Source organism: Janthinobacterium sp. GW822-FHT07H11, assembly GCF_058798615.1.
This window is the reverse complement of record NZ_CM179507.1, coordinates 5137283-5153568: the sequence shown is the minus strand read 5'-3', so window position 1 is coordinate 5153568 and position 16286 is coordinate 5137283. Positions and strand designations below refer to the sequence as shown.

General features: G+C 64.9%; 15 protein-coding genes. 10 read left to right on the top strand and 5 right to left on the bottom strand.

The features are described 5' to 3' along the window. Positions 1-50: 50 nt before the first annotated feature. Positions 51-2228 carry a cyanophycin synthetase gene (locus AC3RCJ_RS22695; RefSeq protein ID WP_492961038.1) on the bottom strand — a complete coding sequence of 726 codons (2178 nt, stop codon included), beginning with the start codon at positions 2226-2228 and terminating at the stop codon, positions 51-53. Positions 2229-2761: 533 nt separating this feature from the next. Here AC3RCJ_RS22695 and AC3RCJ_RS22690 point away from each other — a divergent pair. The 4 genes from AC3RCJ_RS22690 (at position 2762) to AC3RCJ_RS22675 (ending at position 6582) form a co-directional block, all read left to right on the top strand. After that, a complete protein-coding gene (locus AC3RCJ_RS22690; protein ID WP_492961036.1) occupies positions 2762-5032 on the top strand; it encodes a cyanophycin metabolism-associated ABC transporter in 2271 nt (756 codons plus the stop codon). A gap of 2 nt (positions 5033-5034) precedes the next feature. Next, positions 5035-5505 carry a cyanophycin metabolism-associated DUF1854 family protein gene (locus tag AC3RCJ_RS22685; protein ID WP_492961034.1) on the top strand — a complete coding sequence of 157 codons (471 nt, stop codon included), beginning with the start codon at positions 5035-5037 and terminating at the stop codon, positions 5503-5505. A 133-nt stretch (positions 5506-5638) separates the two neighbouring features. Further along, positions 5639-6115: an Xre family toxin-antitoxin system antitoxin gene (locus AC3RCJ_RS22680; RefSeq protein WP_492961032.1), complete on the top strand. Its 477-nt coding sequence runs from the start codon at positions 5639-5641 to the stop codon at positions 6113-6115. Continuing rightward, positions 6112-6582, top strand: a complete 471-nt coding sequence (locus tag AC3RCJ_RS22675) for an RES family NAD+ phosphorylase (protein ID WP_492961030.1) — start codon at positions 6112-6114, stop codon at positions 6580-6582. The genes AC3RCJ_RS22680 and AC3RCJ_RS22675 overlap by 4 nt, the downstream gene beginning before the upstream one ends. A gap of 7 nt (positions 6583-6589) precedes the next feature. Here the strand turns inward: AC3RCJ_RS22675 and AC3RCJ_RS22670 are convergent, their stop codons facing one another. After that, positions 6590-8104: an AMP nucleosidase gene (locus tag AC3RCJ_RS22670; protein ID WP_492961028.1), complete on the bottom strand. Its 1515-nt coding sequence runs from the start codon at positions 8102-8104 to the stop codon at positions 6590-6592. Positions 8105-8218: 114 nt separating this feature from the next. Between AC3RCJ_RS22670 and AC3RCJ_RS22665 the strand changes: the two genes are divergently transcribed. The 4 genes from AC3RCJ_RS22665 to AC3RCJ_RS22650 are packed head-to-tail and all read left to right on the top strand — an operon-like array spanning position 8219 to position 10751. Further along, positions 8219-8818, top strand: coding sequence for a TetR/AcrR family transcriptional regulator (locus tag AC3RCJ_RS22665; RefSeq protein WP_492961026.1), 600 nt, complete (start codon positions 8219-8221; stop codon positions 8816-8818). Between the two features lie 15 nt (positions 8819-8833). After that, positions 8834-9637: a type I methionyl aminopeptidase gene (gene map / locus AC3RCJ_RS22660; RefSeq protein ID WP_492961024.1), complete on the top strand. Its 804-nt coding sequence runs from the start codon at positions 8834-8836 to the stop codon at positions 9635-9637. Positions 9638-9639: 2 nt separating this feature from the next. After that, positions 9640-10044 (top strand): hypothetical protein, encoded by a 405-nt coding sequence (locus AC3RCJ_RS22655; protein WP_492961022.1) that lies wholly within the window; start codon positions 9640-9642, stop codon positions 10042-10044. A 56-nt stretch (positions 10045-10100) separates the two neighbouring features. Beyond that, complete coding sequence (locus AC3RCJ_RS22650) at positions 10101-10751, top strand: FABP family protein (RefSeq protein ID WP_492961020.1); 651 nt, start codon at positions 10101-10103, stop codon at positions 10749-10751. 72 nt (positions 10752-10823) lie between these two features. On the opposite strand, the gene AC3RCJ_RS22645 is transcribed toward AC3RCJ_RS22650, so the two are convergent. Both AC3RCJ_RS22645 and AC3RCJ_RS22640 read right to left on the bottom strand, forming a co-directional pair. Further along, the gene (locus tag AC3RCJ_RS22645; RefSeq protein WP_492961018.1) at positions 10824-13289 is read right to left on the bottom strand and encodes a tetratricopeptide repeat protein; all 2466 of its coding nucleotides are present in this window, start codon (positions 13287-13289) and stop codon (positions 10824-10826) included. Positions 13290-13371: 82 nt separating this feature from the next. Further along, positions 13372-14151 carry an AraC family transcriptional regulator gene (locus tag AC3RCJ_RS22640; RefSeq protein ID WP_492961016.1) on the bottom strand — a complete coding sequence of 260 codons (780 nt, stop codon included), beginning with the start codon at positions 14149-14151 and terminating at the stop codon, positions 13372-13374. 95 nt (positions 14152-14246) lie between these two features. Between AC3RCJ_RS22640 and AC3RCJ_RS22635 the strand changes: the two genes are divergently transcribed. Continuing rightward, positions 14247-15137: a DMT family transporter gene (locus tag AC3RCJ_RS22635; protein WP_492961014.1), complete on the top strand. Its 891-nt coding sequence runs from the start codon at positions 14247-14249 to the stop codon at positions 15135-15137. A gap of 38 nt (positions 15138-15175) precedes the next feature. Beyond that, positions 15176-15772 (top strand): O-methyltransferase, encoded by a 597-nt coding sequence (locus tag AC3RCJ_RS22630; RefSeq protein WP_492961012.1) that lies wholly within the window; start codon positions 15176-15178, stop codon positions 15770-15772. Here AC3RCJ_RS22630 and AC3RCJ_RS22625 read toward each other — a convergent pair whose 3' ends face one another. After that, on the bottom strand, positions 15773-16282 hold the full coding sequence (locus tag AC3RCJ_RS22625; protein WP_492961010.1) for a GAF domain-containing protein: 510 nt from the start codon (positions 16280-16282) through the stop codon (positions 15773-15775). Positions 16283-16286: the final 4 nt, after the last annotated feature.

Sequence of the window (16286 nt, the reverse complement as noted above, 5' to 3'; positions counted from 1 at the left end):
GTTGTGTTCTTGTGGGCCCGGCCGTAGCCGGGCTTGAGTGCTGCTTTGCCTTAGTTGCCGATGCAGCCGGGGGCCGCGTCGAAGGTACGCAGGCCCGCGCAAATCAGATCGACGGGCAGGTTCAGGGCCCAGGCGGCGGCGGCCACGGCCAGCACGCTGTCGACATTGCCGGCCGTGGCCGGTTTCAGCAGGTCCAGGCACAGCAAGACCGTTTCGATGCCGCCTTCGGCCAGCACGATGTGGTTGCCGCGCACGAATACGGCACGCTGGCCGGCAGCCAGCTGCGCCGCGATGGCCGGCAAGCTGCCATCCTGCGCGTACAGGGTCACCGTGCCATCGCACAGCTCGGCCAGTTCCAGCACCTGCGCGTTGGCGGCGTTGAGCACGGCCACGCCCGTTGGCACGACCACGTCGACCTGGCTGCGCACGGCCTTGTACAAGCCCGCATCATCGAGCACGTCGAAATCCTTGACGCTATCGAGGCTGCCCATGTCGGTGACGACGCCGATCTGGCACTTGTCATAGGCCAGGCCGTCGGCCAGGATCATGCGTGGATTGCTCTCGAACAGGGCCGTCTGCACGGTGCGGTTGAGCAGCAGGCGCTGGCCCGCATCCCAGTTCACGCAATCGCTGCTGACGACTCTGCGCTGGTCCAGGTACATGCCTTCGCTGCAGACGGCGCCCGTGTGCAGGCCCGACAGGTTGAGCAGCTTGCACAGCATGCGCACGATCAGGCTGGCGCCGCGCGTGCCCGTCACGCCGATCAGCGGAATGCGGCCCGTTTCCTCGGGCGCGAACAGGTGCTCGACGATGGCCGCGCCGACGGGACGCGGCTGGCCCACGCCGGGCTTGATGTGCGCCAGCAGGCCGGGGCTGGCATTGACTTCGATAATGGCGCCGCGCTGCTCTGCCAAAGGACGCGTGATGTCGCTGGTGACCAGGTCGATGCCGGCGATATCGAGGCCGACCACGCGGGCGGCCAGCAGGGCCGCGTGCACGACGGATGGATGCACGTCGTCGGTGACGTCGATGGCCACGTTGCCGTTCGGCTGGATCAGCACTTTCTGGCCGGCCTGCGGCACGGACAGGGCGGTCATGCCCTGGCGCTGCAGTTCCAGCACGATTTCGCCCGATTCATGCGGCTTGACGGTGCCCAATGGAAAATCTTCGCCTTCGCCGCGGCGCGGGTCGATATTGATCTGCGTATTGACGAGTTCCAGCACGCTGGAGACGCCGTCGCCGTCGACCCACAGGGATTCGCCCTTGGCGGCCGCGATCAGCTTGTTGCCGACCACGAGCAGGCGGTGTTCGTCACCCGTGATGAAGCTTTCCACCAGCACGGCCGAGCTGTCGCCCTTGCGCGCCGCCAGTTCATAGGCCGCTTTCACGTCGGCTTCCGTCATCAGGTTCAGCGACACGCCGCGGCCATGGTTGCCGTCATAGGGCTTGACGACGACAGGCACGCCGATGTCCTGCGCTTCTTCCCAGGCCGCTTCGGCGCTGCGCACCAGGCTGCCTTCGGGCACGCGCACGCCGCACGATTTGAGCAGGAACTTGGTGAGATCCTTGTCGCTGGCGATGCCTTCGGCAATCGCGCTGGTGCGGTCCGTTTCGGCCGTCCAGATGCGGCGCTGCGCGGCGCCGTGGCCCAGTTGCACCAGGTTGCCGTCGTTCAGGCGCAGCGACGGGATGCCGCGCTCGGTGGCCGCATCGACGATGCTGGCCGTGCTCGGGCCCAGGCAGCGCGAGTCGACCATGTCGCGCAGGGGCGCCAAGGCCGCTTCCAGGTCATAGGTTTCATCGTTGATGGCGGCCATCAGCAGTTCGCGCGCGGCGGCCAGGGCGGCGCGGCCCACCTGCTCTTCGCGCGTGCGGAAAGCCATCTTGTAGACGCCGCGCTGGCTGGTCGAGCGCGTCTGGCCGAAGCCCGTGCGCATGCCGGCCAGGTTTTGCAGTTCCAGCACCACGTGTTCGAGGATGTGGGCCGACCAGGTGCCTTCGCGCAGGCGCTCGAAAAAGCCGCCCCGTTCGCCCACGCCGCAGCGGTGCTCGATCATGCCGGGCAGCCACGCCACCAGGCGCTCGTACAGGCCGGGCAGGGTATTGGATGGATAGTCTTCCAGTTCGCCGATGTCGACCCAGGCTTCAATCACCGGGCGGTAAGTCCAGATGTTGGGGCCGCGCAAGTGGGTGACGCGGACAAATTCGATGTTCTTCTTCTTGATCATGTAAGTGGTTTCTTGATAACAAGCCAGGCGTCTGGGCGCCAGATACTTTATGTTGGCTCTACAGAGTCTTTTCAGGCTCGTGCGTGGTTCTTTATCCCGGGTATGCGCAGTGTGCCACTTTTAGCGGCCTCTTGTCGCGTTTGCTTCTCGTATTCTGCTGGTGTTGGCGCTCTAATTGTTACTAATTGTTGCCTTACTTGTCATAAAAGCAGCAACTCCCGCGAAAGCTGGAGCATTTGCGCAACAGCGAGCTGTTGTATACTTGCCGCCGTGGGCAGCTGCCTGCGCAGCGTTGCAAAAGCGCCGCGACTGCCTGGCACTTCTGCCGCTTCCTGACCGGTTTTTGATCATTTTATTGCCCGTTTCGCTATCCATTCCTTACCGGCATGCATCCATTCGATACAATACAGGAAATTGCCACTGGTGCATCCGCCCCGCCATCGCGCAGTACACAAACATTGATCGGGCGACTGCCCCATCCCCCCAAATCCCGCCCCTGAAGGGCTTGGCCTCGAGCCGGAGTATGCTTTACGATGACAACTGAACTGAGTGTTCCTGCAACAACTATCCCCATCACCTCGCTGCCGGAACACTGGCTGCTGGAGGTGGAAAGCAAGCTTTCTCCAGGGGAGAACGTTTTAAGTAGCGTTGAGGTTGACCTCGATGCGCGATTACGTTTCACAAAAGGCATAATTGTTGTCACCGAGAAGCGTTTGCTGGCCCGTTCGCCGGGCGAAAACGAATGGAAAAGCTGGTCTTTCCGCCCCGGACTGCGCCTGACGCACCATGACCACGCCGGTGTCGGCCACCTGGAACTGTTCGATGACCACGGCCGCCTGGCCTCGTGGCGCTTCACCCTGGGCCAGAACCTGCACGCGATCCGCGTGCTGGAGCAGTTCGTCGAGCGCCTCGACAGCCACCTGACGGGCCAGCCCGTGCTGGAAGCGGAGCAGGAAGTATGCCCCAGCTGCAAGGCGCCTTTGGCGCCGGAGCAGGAAGAATGCCCGATCTGCGCCAAGGTGCTGCATACGCCGCCATCGACCTGGACCCTGTTCCGCCTGTGGCGCTTCGCCCATCCCTACCGTGGCCAGCTGGCGCTGGGCTTCATGCTGATGCTGCTGAGCACCGCCGCGCACATGATACCGCCCTACCTGACGGCGCCGCTGATGGACAATGTGCTGATTCCGTATCAGAACGGCAAGCATATCGACCCGTGGCTGGTGGTGTACTACATGAGCGGCTTGCTCGGTTCGGCCCTGCTGGCCTGGCTGCTTGGCTGGGGCAAGACCTATGTGCTGGCCCTGGTGTCCGAACGCATGGGCGCCGATTTGCGCTCGGCTACGTATGAGCATTTGATGAAACTGTCGCTGGAATTCTTTGGCGGCAAGCGCACGGGCGACCTGATGGCGCGCATCGGCAGCGGCAGCGACCGTATCTGCGTCTTCCTGTCGCTGCATTTGCTCGATTTCGCGTCCGACGTGTTGATGATTATCATGACGGGCGTCATTTTGTGGTCGATGAACCCGTGGCTGGCCATCATGACCCTGGCGCCCTTGCCCTTTATCGCCTGGATGATCCACCTGGTGCGCGACCGTTTGCGCACGGGCTTTGAAAAGATCGACCGCGTGTGGAGCGAAGTGACCAATGTGCTGGCCGATACCATTCCCGGCATCCGTGTCGTCAAAGCGTTTGCGCAGGAAAAGCGCGAAGCGGCCCGCTTCCGCGACGCCAACGCGCACAACCTGGCCGTCAACGACAAGTTGAACAAGGTCTGGTCGCTGTTCTCGCCCACCGTCTCCTTCCTGACGGAGATGGGTTTATTGGTCATCTGGTGCTTCGGCATCTGGCAGCTGTCGCGCGGCGAAATAACCGTCGGCGTGCTGACCGCCTTCATCGCCTACAGCACGCGCTTCTATGGCCGCCTCGATTCGATGAGCCGTATCGTCTCCGTGACGCAGAAATCGGCGTCCGCCGCCAAGCGCATCTTCGACATCCTCGACCACGTGTCGAGCGTGCCGGAACCGGCGCAACCGGTCAAATTGGACAAGATCGAAGGCAGGATCGATTTGCGCGAAGTCGGTTTCCGCTATGGCAACCGCGCCGTCAACCGCGGCATCACCCTGAACATCAAGGCCGGCGAGATGATCGGCCTGGTGGGCCACAGCGGTTCGGGCAAGAGCACGCTGGTCAACCTGATCTGCCGCTTCTACGACGTGTCGGAAGGCGCGATCCTGCTCGACGGCGTCGACATCCGCTCGTTCGCCGTGTCCGACTACCGCCGCAATATCGGTTTGGTGCTGCAGGAGCCGTTCCTGTTCTTCGGCACCATCGCGGAAAATATCGCCTACGGCAAGCCGCATGCGACGCGCCAGGACATCATCGCCGCCGCGCGCGCCGCGCATGCGCACGAATTTATCCTGCGCCTGCCGCAAGGCTACGATTCGATGGTGGGCGAGCGCGGGCAGGGCCTGTCCGGCGGCGAACGCCAGCGCATCTCGATCGCCCGCGCCCTGCTGATCGATCCGCGCATCCTGATCATGGATGAAGCGACATCGTCGGTCGACTCGGAAACGGAAAAAGAGATTCAAAAGGCGCTCGACAACCTGGTGCAGGGCCGCACGACGATCGCCATCGCGCACAGGCTGTCGACCCTGCACCGGGCCGACCGCCTGGTGGTGCTGGACCGCGGCCAGGTCGTCGAAGTGGGCAGCCACGACGAGCTGATGGCGAAAGAGGGCGCCTATTTCCGCCTCTACGAAGCACAGGCGCGCAACAACGAACTCGCCCTGGATGACAAGGAATAAGCATGGCCAGTACAACTTTTACATTACACCGCGACAGCTTCGGCAAGCTGGTGATGACGGACGCTGACGGCCAGGTCTTCGAGGGCGTGGCGCCCGTGCGCGCCTTTCCCATCCAGTCGCCCGATGAGGGCATTTCGCTGGTGCTGGGCGACGGCAAGGAAGTGGCGTGGATCGACCGCCTCGACGCCTTGCCGGAGCCGGCGCGCGGCCTGCTGCAGGAAGAGCTGGAAGGGCGCGAATTCATGCCCGAGATCGCGCGCGTAAAAAGCGTTTCCAGTTTCGCCACGCCGTGCACCTGGCATGTCGACACGGACCGGGGCGAGACGCAATTCGTGCTGAAGGGCGAGGAAGACATCCGCCGCATCGGCGCCGCGTCGCTGCTGATCGCCGACAACCACGGCATTCACTTTTTGATACGCGACATGTTCAATATCGACAAGACGACGCGCAAGATTTTGGATCGCTTCCTGTAAGGAACGCCCTGGAAGGTGGCGCAGTGCCGCCGCTCATGCCGTTCAGCCTGCGCTGAACGGCATTTTTTTTGGCATGAGCAAACCTTGTGACTTGCCTCATTTGAGCTATACTGACGTCTTAAAGGAGGCGATTATGGCGCAGCAAGTTGATATTCCCGTCCCGCTCCAGCAAGCGAGGACGCCATACGAGGGCATGGCGCTGTATGGCTTTGACACTGATGCGCGCATTGCCTTGATACGGCGGGGCATTCCAGCTTCGGCGATCAGCCGTCTGTCCGCGCGCATGGGCATGAGCAAGGAATTCCTGTTGTCCAGCCTGGGACTGTCGCGTGCCACCATCAGCCGCAAGGAGAAAGACGCCAGCTTGCTGTCGAAGGATGAATCGGAACGCGTGCTGGGTATCGAAACCCTGATCGGCATGGTGCAGGCGATGGTCGAACAATCGGGCGATCCCGCCGGCTTTGACGCGGCGCGCTGGGTCTCCGATTGGCTGAGCAAGCCGCTGCCTGCGCTGGCGGGTGCAACGCCGGCCAGCTACATGGATACCTTCGAGGGACAAAAACTGGTGGCGGAATTGCTGTCCATGACGCAGAGTGGAGCCTATGCATGAATGTGCTCTGGCGTATTGCCGTCGAGACGCCAGCCTATCCCGCCAGTGATCTGAGCGGCACCGGCGCGAGGATCACGGGCGGCCGCTGGAACAGCAAGGGCGCCCCCGTCGTGTATTGTTCGACAAGTATCGCCCTGGCCACGCTGGAAACCGTCCATTACCTGCGCGGTGGCGGCCTGCCGTTCAACCGTTACCTGGTGCGCATCGCCATTCCCGATGACGTGTGGAACGCGCGCCAGGTACTCGACCCATGCCCCGGCGGCTGGGATGCCATACCGGCCGGCTTGTCGGGCAAGCAGGCCGGCGATGGCTGGATTGCAGCGGGGAAATCCGCCTTGTTGCTGGTGCCTTCCGTCATCGTGCCCGACGAATGCAATGTCTTGCTCAATCCCCGCCATGCCGATGCCGCGGCGGTCACCGCCAGCACCGTCAGGCGGTGGAGCTACGATCCCCGGTTTTTCCCCTGACTCGTGCTTACTGGAACGCCACTTCCGCAAAACTGCGCAATTTGCGGCTGTGCAGCCGGTCCACGCCCTGGCGGCGCAGCAGTTCCACGGCGCGGATGCCGATGCGCAGGTGCTGGTCGACCCGTTCGCGGTAGAAGTGGTTGGCCATGCCGGGCAGCTTGATTTCGCCGTGCAGCGGCTTGTCGCTCACGCACAGCAAAGTGCCGTAGGGCACGCGGAAACGGAAGCCGTTGGCGGCGATGGTCGCGCTTTCCATGTCCAGCGCAATGGCGCGGCTCTGGCTGAAACGGCGTTCCGGCGTACGCTGCGGCAGCAGTTCCCAGTTGCGGTTGTCCGTGCTGGCGACTGTGCCCGTGCGCATGATGTGTTTTAAATCATGCCCCGTCAGCTGGGTGATTTCGGCCACCGCCGTTTGCAGCGCCTGCTGGATTTCCGCCAGCGGCGGAATCGGTACCCACAGCGGCAAGTCTTCGTCGAGCACGTGGTCTTCGCGCACATACGCGTGCGCCAGCACGTAGTCGCCCAGGCTTTGCGTGGTGCGCAGGCCGGCGCAATGGCCGAGCATCAGCCAGGCGTGCGGGCGCAGCACGGCGATGTGGTCGGTGATGGTCTTGGCGTTGGCCGGTCCCACGCCGATATTGACCATGGTGATGCCGCTGCCGTCGGCGCGCAGCAGGTGATACGCGGGCATCTGCGGCAGGCGCGGCGGCGCGGCGCCCAGCAGGTCATCGCTTTCCAGCGCCAGGCCGACGCGGCGCGTGACCACGTTACCCGGCTCGACAAAGGCGATATAGCCATCGTCGTCCGACGGTGCGGCGGCGTCGGGCGCGCGTTCCATCATGGCGTGGCCCAGGCGGATGAATTCGTCGATGTAGAACTGGTAATTGGTAAACAGGACGAAGTTCTGGAAGTGCTGCGGCGAGGTGCCGCTGTAATGGCGCAGGCGCTGCAGCGAGTAATCGACGCGCGGCCCCGTAAACAGCGACAGCGGCTGCGCTTCGCCGTGCGCCGGTTCGTGCGTGCCGTTGGCGATGCCGTCGTCCATGGCCGACAGGTCGGGCAGGTCGAACAGGTCGCGCATGGCCAGGCGGCGGCCCGCATCCATATTGCCTTCGATATGGTCATGCTCGGCGAACGAGAAATGCACGGGAATGGGCTGGGCGCTCACGCCCACTTCCAGGTGCACTTTCTGGCCGCCGTTATGGTTTTTCAGCAGCAGGGTGAACTGGTCGAGGTAGTAATCGCCGAACAGGTCGGGGCGCGTCAGCGTGGTTTCAAACACGCCGGGGCCGGCCACAAAACCGTAGGCCAGCGGCGAATCGGCGCGCGCCACGGTGTCGGTCTGGATGCGCACGAAGGGGTAGCAGGCGCGCACGCGCTCGTGCATGTCTTCGCCGGCGACGAAGCGCTGCAGCGCGTCGCGCAAGTGTTCGATGCTGCTGCGGTAGATGGCTTGCACCTGTTCCAACGCCAGGCGTGGATCGTCGAAGCGGGAGGAGGCGATGAAGGGGGGCGTAAGCAAGCGGATTCTCCTTGTAGCGGTTCGTGCATGCCATTGTAAGGCAGCGGGGCAACTCTTGTCGGTGCATCTCGGGGGGCGCTTGACGGATTCAAATAGAATCTGTATTCTATTTGAATGGTCAGACTCGCCAAATTCAACGAAAACAACTTCATCGACAGCGCGATCGCCGTCGCCGCCCAGTGCGGCGTGGGCGCCGTGTCGATGGCCGCCATCGCCGTCAAGGCCGGCGCGCCCATCGGCTCCGTGTATCACCGCTTCGATTCGCGCAACGCGATTTTGGCGCGTGCCTGGCTGCGCGTGAAAAGCGACTTCCGCGAGGAGGTGGCCAGCCGCTGGCTCGGCGGCGACACCTGGGCCGGCGTGCACGGCTTGCTGGACTGGTGCCGGCGCAAGCCCGTGTACGCGCGCTTCCTGCTGCAATGCGCGGACAGTCCCGATTTCAGCAGTGGCCTCAGCGAGCAATTGCTGGCCGCCGTCGAAGAGGAACAGGCGGCGCTCGACGCCTGCTTTGCCCGCTGCGCCGAAGCCATGCCCGCCACCCCGGAGCTGGACCTTGATCACATGCTGCTCAAATTCGTGCTGATCGACGCGCCCGTGGCCGTCGTCAAGCCCTACCTGACCCAGGAGCGGCCGATACCTGCCAGCGTCGACGCCATGCTGCGCGCCTCGCACGATGCGGTGCGCGGCTGGGCCGCCAACATCACCACACACTGATAAAGAAGAGATTTCATGCGTTATTCCACCCAGCTTGAACACGGCAAGAAAATTCCCCTGCACGATGAAGAAGGCTTTATCGGCATGCGCGCGGCCGGCCGCATCGCCGCCGACACGCTCGACTACATCACGCCCTTCGTCAAACCCGGCGTGTCGACGGCCAAGCTCGACGCCCTGTGCGAGGAATTCATGCGCGCCGCCGGCGCCATTCCCGGCACCATCGACTACCACGGCTACAAGCACGCCAGCTGCATCTCCGTCAATCACGTGGTCACGCACGGCATTCCGTCCGAAACCAAGATCCTGAAGGTGGGCGACATCCTCAATATCGACGTGACGCCGAAGTTCAACGGCTGGTTCGGCGACACCAGCCGCACCTTCAAGGTGGGCGCCGTGTCCATCCTGGCCAACCGCCTGGTGACGACCGCGTATGACGCCATGATGGCCGGCATCCACACCGTGCGCCCGGGCGCGACCCTGGGCGACGTGGGCGCCGCCATCGAGGCGGTGGCCAAGGCGCAGGGCTTTTCCTCCGTGCGCGACTTCTGCGGGCATGGCGTGGGCCAGGTCTTCCACGACACGCCGCAAGTGCTGCACTATGGCCGCGCCGGCACGGGCATCGTGCTCGAACCGGGCATGATCTTCACGATCGAGCCGATGCTCAACGTGGGCAGCTACCAGGTCAAGGTCTTGCCCGACAAATGGACCACGGTGACGAAGGACCGCTCGCTGTCGGCGCAGTTCGAGCACTCGCTGGCCGTAACGGAGACGGGCTTTGAAATCTTCACGCTGACCGGCTTGCCGGACCCGCTGGTCTAGGCATGGATGCGGCCAGTGCCAGCCTGACGCGGCGCCTGCTGAACAAATACCGGCACGACGCGGAAGACGCGCTGCAGCAGGTGGCGCTGGCCGTGCTGCAGCAGGAAGGCATCCGCGACGACAGCGTGCTGCGTTCTGAACGCATCGCGGCCCTGGCGTCGCCCGTCGCCGGCGTGGTGATGCTGGCCGAGTGGCTGGCCTATGTGGACTGGGAAGGCTTCGACAGCGCCCTGCACGCGAATATCGACGCGGTGGCGGCGTTCGTCGCCGGCGGCTTGCGCCTGCCCGAGGCGGCCGCCAATCTGCTGCAAACGCGCGATGCAGCCATGTTTGAAACGCAGCGCCCTGCGCTGGCGACGGCGGCCTTGCTGTTCACCGAACGCCACATCGCGCTCTTTCCCAGATAGCGGCCGGCGTCTTACAATGGCGGCAAGCACTGTTGCCCCATTTTGAAGACTTCCGCATGAGCGATTTTCCCGACGATATCTACACCGAGCCGTCCGCCGACGTGCATACCCTGAACAACCTGGGTCCATTGACCGGCATGGCCGGCATCTGGACGGGCACGCGCGGCCTGGATGTCAAGCCGAAAGCGGACGGCCCGCGCAAGCAGGCCTTCGTCGAGCGCATCGAACTGCAGCCGATCGACCCCGTCACCAACGGCCCGCAGCTGTTCTACGGCCTGCGCTACTACATCCACATCACCAAGCCGGATCAGGTCAAAACCTATCATGAGCAGGTGGGCTACTGGCTGTGGGAGCCGGCCACGGGCGCCGTGATCCAGACGCTGGCCATCCCGCGCGGCCAGATCGCCATGGCGTCGGGCACGGCGACGGCGGACGCCACCAGTTTCGAACTGGTGGCCAAGCGCGACTCGACGGCCTACGGCATCTGCTCGAATCCCTTCCTCGAACACGCGTTCACCACCGTCGAATACCGCATCAAGGTCGACATCCATGCGGACGGCAGCTGGGGCTATGATGAAGACACGGTCATGCTCATCCGCGGCAAGGACGAGCCGTTCCACCACACGGACCGCAACCTGCTGAAAAAAATCGCCGAACCGACGCCGAACCCCATGGCCCTGCAGGCGCTGGCGGCTGCGGCCGCGTAAGCCGGCGCGGGAAGCCGGAAGCGGCACGTCATGCGGTGTGCCCGCCGCGCCAAGGTTTTTCCCGGCGGCGTCTCAGGGATGGCCCTGGGCCACGGCGCGGATGGCGCGCTCCTCGCCCATGCCGGCGGCGACCTTCCAGCGCCGCATGGCACTGGCGCGGTCGGGCTGGCGGATGCCGGCGCCTTCCCAATCCATCAGGCCCACATTGTAGATGTCGCCCGCGCTGCCCTTGTCGGCGGCCAGCGTAAACCACTTGCGCGCCTCGCCGTGGTTGAGCGGCGTGTGCTGGCCGCGCACATGGTATAGCCCCAGCAGGTGCATGGCTTGCGCATTGCCCTTTTGCGCCGCCTGCCTCAGGAAGTCGAGCGCGCGCGGCATGTTGCGCTGCTCTTGCCAGCCTTCGGCCAGCATCACGCCTTTCGCCGCCAGCGCGTAGCTGTCGCCCCTGGCCAGGGCCTTGGTGATCCACGGCTTGGCCGTCACCTGGCGCGCCTGCCGCTGCTGCGCCGTCGCGGCGGCGGGGCCGGGCTTGCCTTCGCCCATCAGCTGCATCCAGCCATACAGGCCATAGGCGCTGGCGTCGCCATCGCGCACCAGGCTTTCCAGCATGGCCAGCGCCTGCGGCTTGTCGCCATTTTCATACAGGACCACGGCTTGCGGCGCACTGGCGTCTTGCGGCGCCGCGGCCGGCGCATGCGGCAGCACGGGGGCCGAGGCCATGGCCGCCAGCGGCTGCGTGGCGGGCGGGCGCATGCGCGCGGGCAAGCCATAGCTGGCGGCCAGCACGGCCAGGCTGGCGGGCGCCAGGATGAGGACTTGCGCCAGCTGGTTGCGTCGTCCCTTGCCGGCGATGCTGATGGCGCGCCTGGCCTGCTTTCCTCCGCCCAGCGCCGCGCTCAGTACCTTGCCGACCTTGCGGTTGAACAGCCCGTAGCCGGCGCCGGCGGCCAGCAGGCCGGCCACGGCCGCCGCGCCACGCCCGGCCAGGAACCAGGCGGCGAGGGCGATGGCCAGCGCCGCCAGCGCGCTTTTCCACCAGTAGGTCTTGGCCAGGCGCGCATACACCTGGCGCAGCGCCCCCAGCACGCAGGTGCGCACACTGTTCGCGTAGTCGGGCGATACCACGTCCATGTGCGCGTGCTGCGTTTCGCCGCCGAGGATGGACTCGATCACGTCCGCATTCAGTTCGGATGCCGCCACGTCGCGCAGCGGCATGAGCAGGCCTTGCAGCCGGGCCGAGAACAGGCCGTCGCCGGCGCTGCCGGCCAGCGCGTCGCTGAGCGCCTTGAGGTCGCCGCGCAGCAGCTTTTCCACGATATCGTCGAGCGTCAGCCAGCGCAGGTCCGTGCCATAAGCCACCAGGCCGTGCCGTTCCCCGTGGCAGGCGGCGTCCAGGCGCGCGATGCGCAGCTTGCCCGCATACAGGGCATCGACCTCCTGCGGATGGTCGCTGTCGTAAATGCTCACCTGTGCCAATGCAAGGCTGCTGGCGATGGCGGCCAGTGAGTGCACGCCTTCCTTGTCGCGGATGCGGCGCGCGTCGTCCGGCGCCTGCTTGGGCAGGCTGAGGCTGTAGCGTGGCGCCACGTGCACGTCGAGCCAGGCCGCCTCGCCCACCTTGCCCGAGCCGTCGCAGGGCTGGCAGCGCAGGTCGCCCAGGCCGGTGCATGTGCGGCAAGTGATGTTGCCGCTGGCGCCACAGGTGCCGCAATGGACGTTGCCCGACCCATGGCAGCTGTTGCACGTGACCTTGCCAAAGCTGCAATGGTGGCAATTGCGATGCACGGTGCGGTATTGCATACGGCTTTCGCTGTGGTAGCGGGTATGCGGGCTGCCGTTCTCATAAGTGGTAGTGGGCACTTGCACCGTCACGTAGTCGGTGAGCTGTTCCGCGACCGTGCCGCTGCCGTTGCAGCAGGTACACGCCACCTTGCCGCTGCCGTGGCAGCCATAGGCGCCGCAGCTGACAGTGCGGCCGCCATGGCAATTCCAGCAGGTTTCCCTGGCCGAGCCGTGGCAGGTGCCGCAGCCGATGCGGCCCTTGCCATGGCAGGGGCGACAGGTATCGAGGTGCCAGTACTTGACGGCATGCGGCAGGTAGGGACCGGCCTCGATGCCATCGTAGGCCTGGCCCGCCTGGCGCAGGGCGCCGTCCAGCCTGGCCGCGGCGCGGCGCAGGCGTTCCTTGCCCTGCGCGTCAGCGAGCGCTCGCACTGCCTGGGCGTCGCACTGGCAATCGTCGCCGGAGGCGCTGAAATAGCCGTTGATGGGGCGGCTCTCGCTGCGCGCTTCGAGCGCGTAGTTCGCCTGCAGCGAAAAATCCTGTAGCAGTTCCTCCTCGGCAAGTGCCGTGATGTCTTGCGGCGCGAAGCGTGTCTTGCGCTGCACCAGGGTGCGCAGCTTGCCCAGCAGGCCCGGAGCCTCCGCCTGGTCCAGCCGGAGGGGGGCGGGAGCAGGGGCCTTGGCGGCGCTCCCTGGCGGCTCCGGCAAGTCCTGGCGGCGGCCGCTGTCGCCGGCCGCCTCGGTGCTAGGCTTCATGCACGCATCCTTTTTCTCGTAGGAAAGATGTTTTTATTTTAGCATTTTCGTCGTGCAAATCAGCGCGGTGCGGCCACGTTTTTCAGCGCATGCCGCGGCGCAACTGGTCCGGCGTTTCCCCGCTTTGCCGGCGAAACATGGCAATGAAGGCCGAGGCCGTGCTATAGCCGAGCGTCAAGGCGATTTCCTGCACCGTCTCGCCCCGCTCCAGCAGAGGCAGGGCGGCGAGGAAGCGCTGGCGCTGGCGCCATTCGCCGAACGGCATGCCCAGCTCGCGCTGGCAGCGCCGTGCCAAGGTGCGCTCGGTGAGGTGCAGTTGCGCGGCCCACTCCGCCAGTGAGCGGTTACTTCCCGGCTCCGCCTGCAGCGCGGACAGCAGCGCCGCGATGACGGGCTCGTCGCTGCCGGGCAGGTAGTTGCTGCTGCACGGCGCCAGCTGCAGCTGGTCGACCAGCACTTGCGCCAGGCGCTGGTCGGCCTCGGTCGTGGGCGTGGTGACCTTTCTTTCCGCGAAGTCGCCGAGGATGGCTTTCAGCAGGGGGCTGAGCACCAGCGCGCACGGCTGCGCCGGCAGCTGCGCACACAGGCTGGCGTCGATGTAGGCCGAGTGAAACACCACGTCCTGGCGGATGTAGCCGTCATGCAAGGTCTCGGGCGGTATCCATACGGCATACTGGGGTGGCGACAGGTAGCGCTGGCCGGCCACCATGATTTCCATCACGCCTGTGGAGCAATAGGTCAGCTGGCCCCAGGGGTGGCTCTGGTACGCGAATTGCTGGTGCGCGTGGTAATCGTCGAGGCGGAAGTACACGGGGTAGGGCAGGGTGTCGGAAACGGCGGGGAAATGCAGGTTGGTGGCCATCTTGTCTCGATATCGTCATCGTTTGTCCGGTATGCATTATATCCATGGAATCGGACCATGCGAAAATGGCTGTCATTGAATACTGGAGCTGTTGCATGAAAGCCAAGCATTATCTGTTTCCCGTGATCGCCGTGCTGATCTGGGCCATCAACACCATCGTCAGCAAGATGGCCGTGGGCGTGATCGACCCGGCCGCCATCTCGTTCTACCGCTGGCTGCTGGCCGGCGTGTTGCTGGCGCTCGTGTTTGCCCGTCCCGTGTGGAAACAGCGGGCCGTGGTGAAACCGTATCTGGGGAAACTGTTTGTGTTGGGCATGTTGGGCATGGTCATGTACCAGTGCCTCGCCTATATCGCCGCGCAAACGACGACGGCCACCAACATGGGCATTTTGGCGTCGATGATGCCGCTGCTGGCCGTGGGCCTGTCCGTGCTGGTGTTGAAAGAGGCGCCTACCGTGGGCGGCGTGTTCGGCGGCATCGTGTCCTTGCTGGGCCTCGGCTACCTGCTCAGCCATGGCGACCCGGCCGCGCTGCTCGCCCATGGCGCGGCCGTGGGTGACGCCCTGATGCTGCTGGCCTGCCTGTCGTATGCGGGTTATGGCGTGCTGCTCAAGCGCTGGAAGATTCCCCTGAATAACTGGCACTCCCTGCTGATCCAGGTCTGGTGCGCCGTGCCCGTGCTGTGCGTGTACTACCTGAGCCAGTCGGCGCCGCCCGTCACGGGCGCCGGCTTGCCGCTGGTGCTGTTTGCCGGCATCCCGGCCTCCATCATCGCGCCGTTTTTGTGGATGCACGGCCTGGCCAAGCTGGGCCCCAGCCGCGCCACGACATTGATGAATCTGTTGCCGGTGTTCACCGTCATCATCGCCATGCTGTTCCTCGGTGAAACTTTGCACAGCTATGACGTGATCGGCGGCGGCGTGACCCTGCTGGGCGTGCTGATGGTGCAAACCCTGAAGCGTCCGCTGCGCCGCGCCACGGCCTAGTTTTTTTGCTATGCTGATGCTTTGCACAAGGAGCCGCCATGCCAAGCATCGATACCCTCGATACCCTCTTAAGCGAACTCGAAGCCTTCGGTAGCAGCAACGATGCGGCGCACGCGGAACGCGCCAGCCGCATGCTCAACATCACGCGCGACACGGGCGAGCTGCTGGCCGTGCTCGTGCACGCGCGCGGCGCCCGGCGCGTGCTGGAAATCGGCACCTCGAACGGTTATTCCACCCTGTGGCTGGCGCGCGCGGCGCAGGCGCTGGGCGGCAGCGTGGTGACGGTGGAAAAGGCCCGGGACAAGTTCGACATGGCGCATGCCAATTTTGCGCGCGCGCAATTGCAGGGCGTGATCGGCCAGCTGCTGGCGGACGCGGGCGACGTGCTGCGCGATGCGGCGGACGGCGCCTACGATTTCATCTTCCTCGATTCCGCGCGCCAGCAATACGAACAATGGTGGCCGCAGCTGGACCGCGCGCTGGCGGCCGGCGGCGTGCTGGTGGTCGACAACGCCAGTTCGCACTACGCCGACATGGCGCCATTCCTTGACGCCATCCGTGCCGACAGCCGCTACACGGCGTGCCTGGCGACGGTCGGCAAGGGCGAATTCATCGCCGTCAAGTCCGGCAACTGATTACGCTGCGACGATAGCCGCTTGCAGCACGCGCACCAGCGATTCGACGCCTTGCGCATCGACCTCGTCGAAGCGGCCGGTCAAGGGGCTGTCGAGGTCGAACACGCCGATGATCTGGCCGTTCGCAAAGACGGGCACCACCAGTTCCGAGCGCGAGTTGACGTCGCAGGCGATGTGGCCGGGAAACGCATGCACGTCCTGCACGACGATGGACTTGCCTTCGACCACCGTGGTGCCGCACACGCCGCGCCCTTTTTTGATGCGGATGCAGGCCGGCTTGCCCTGGAACGGCCCCAGCACCAGTTCCTCGCCCTTGAGGAAATAAAAGCCGGCCCAGTTCAGGCCCGGCATGGTGTGGAAGACGAGCGAACTGAAGTTGGCCGTATTGGCGATGAAATCGCTCTCGCCCGACAGCAATCCTTGCAGTTGCGAGCGCAGGTCCGCATACATCGCCTGCTTGGCGGCGGGGGTGTCGGTGCCGTAGGCGGCGTCGCTGAGGGTAAACGTCATGGTC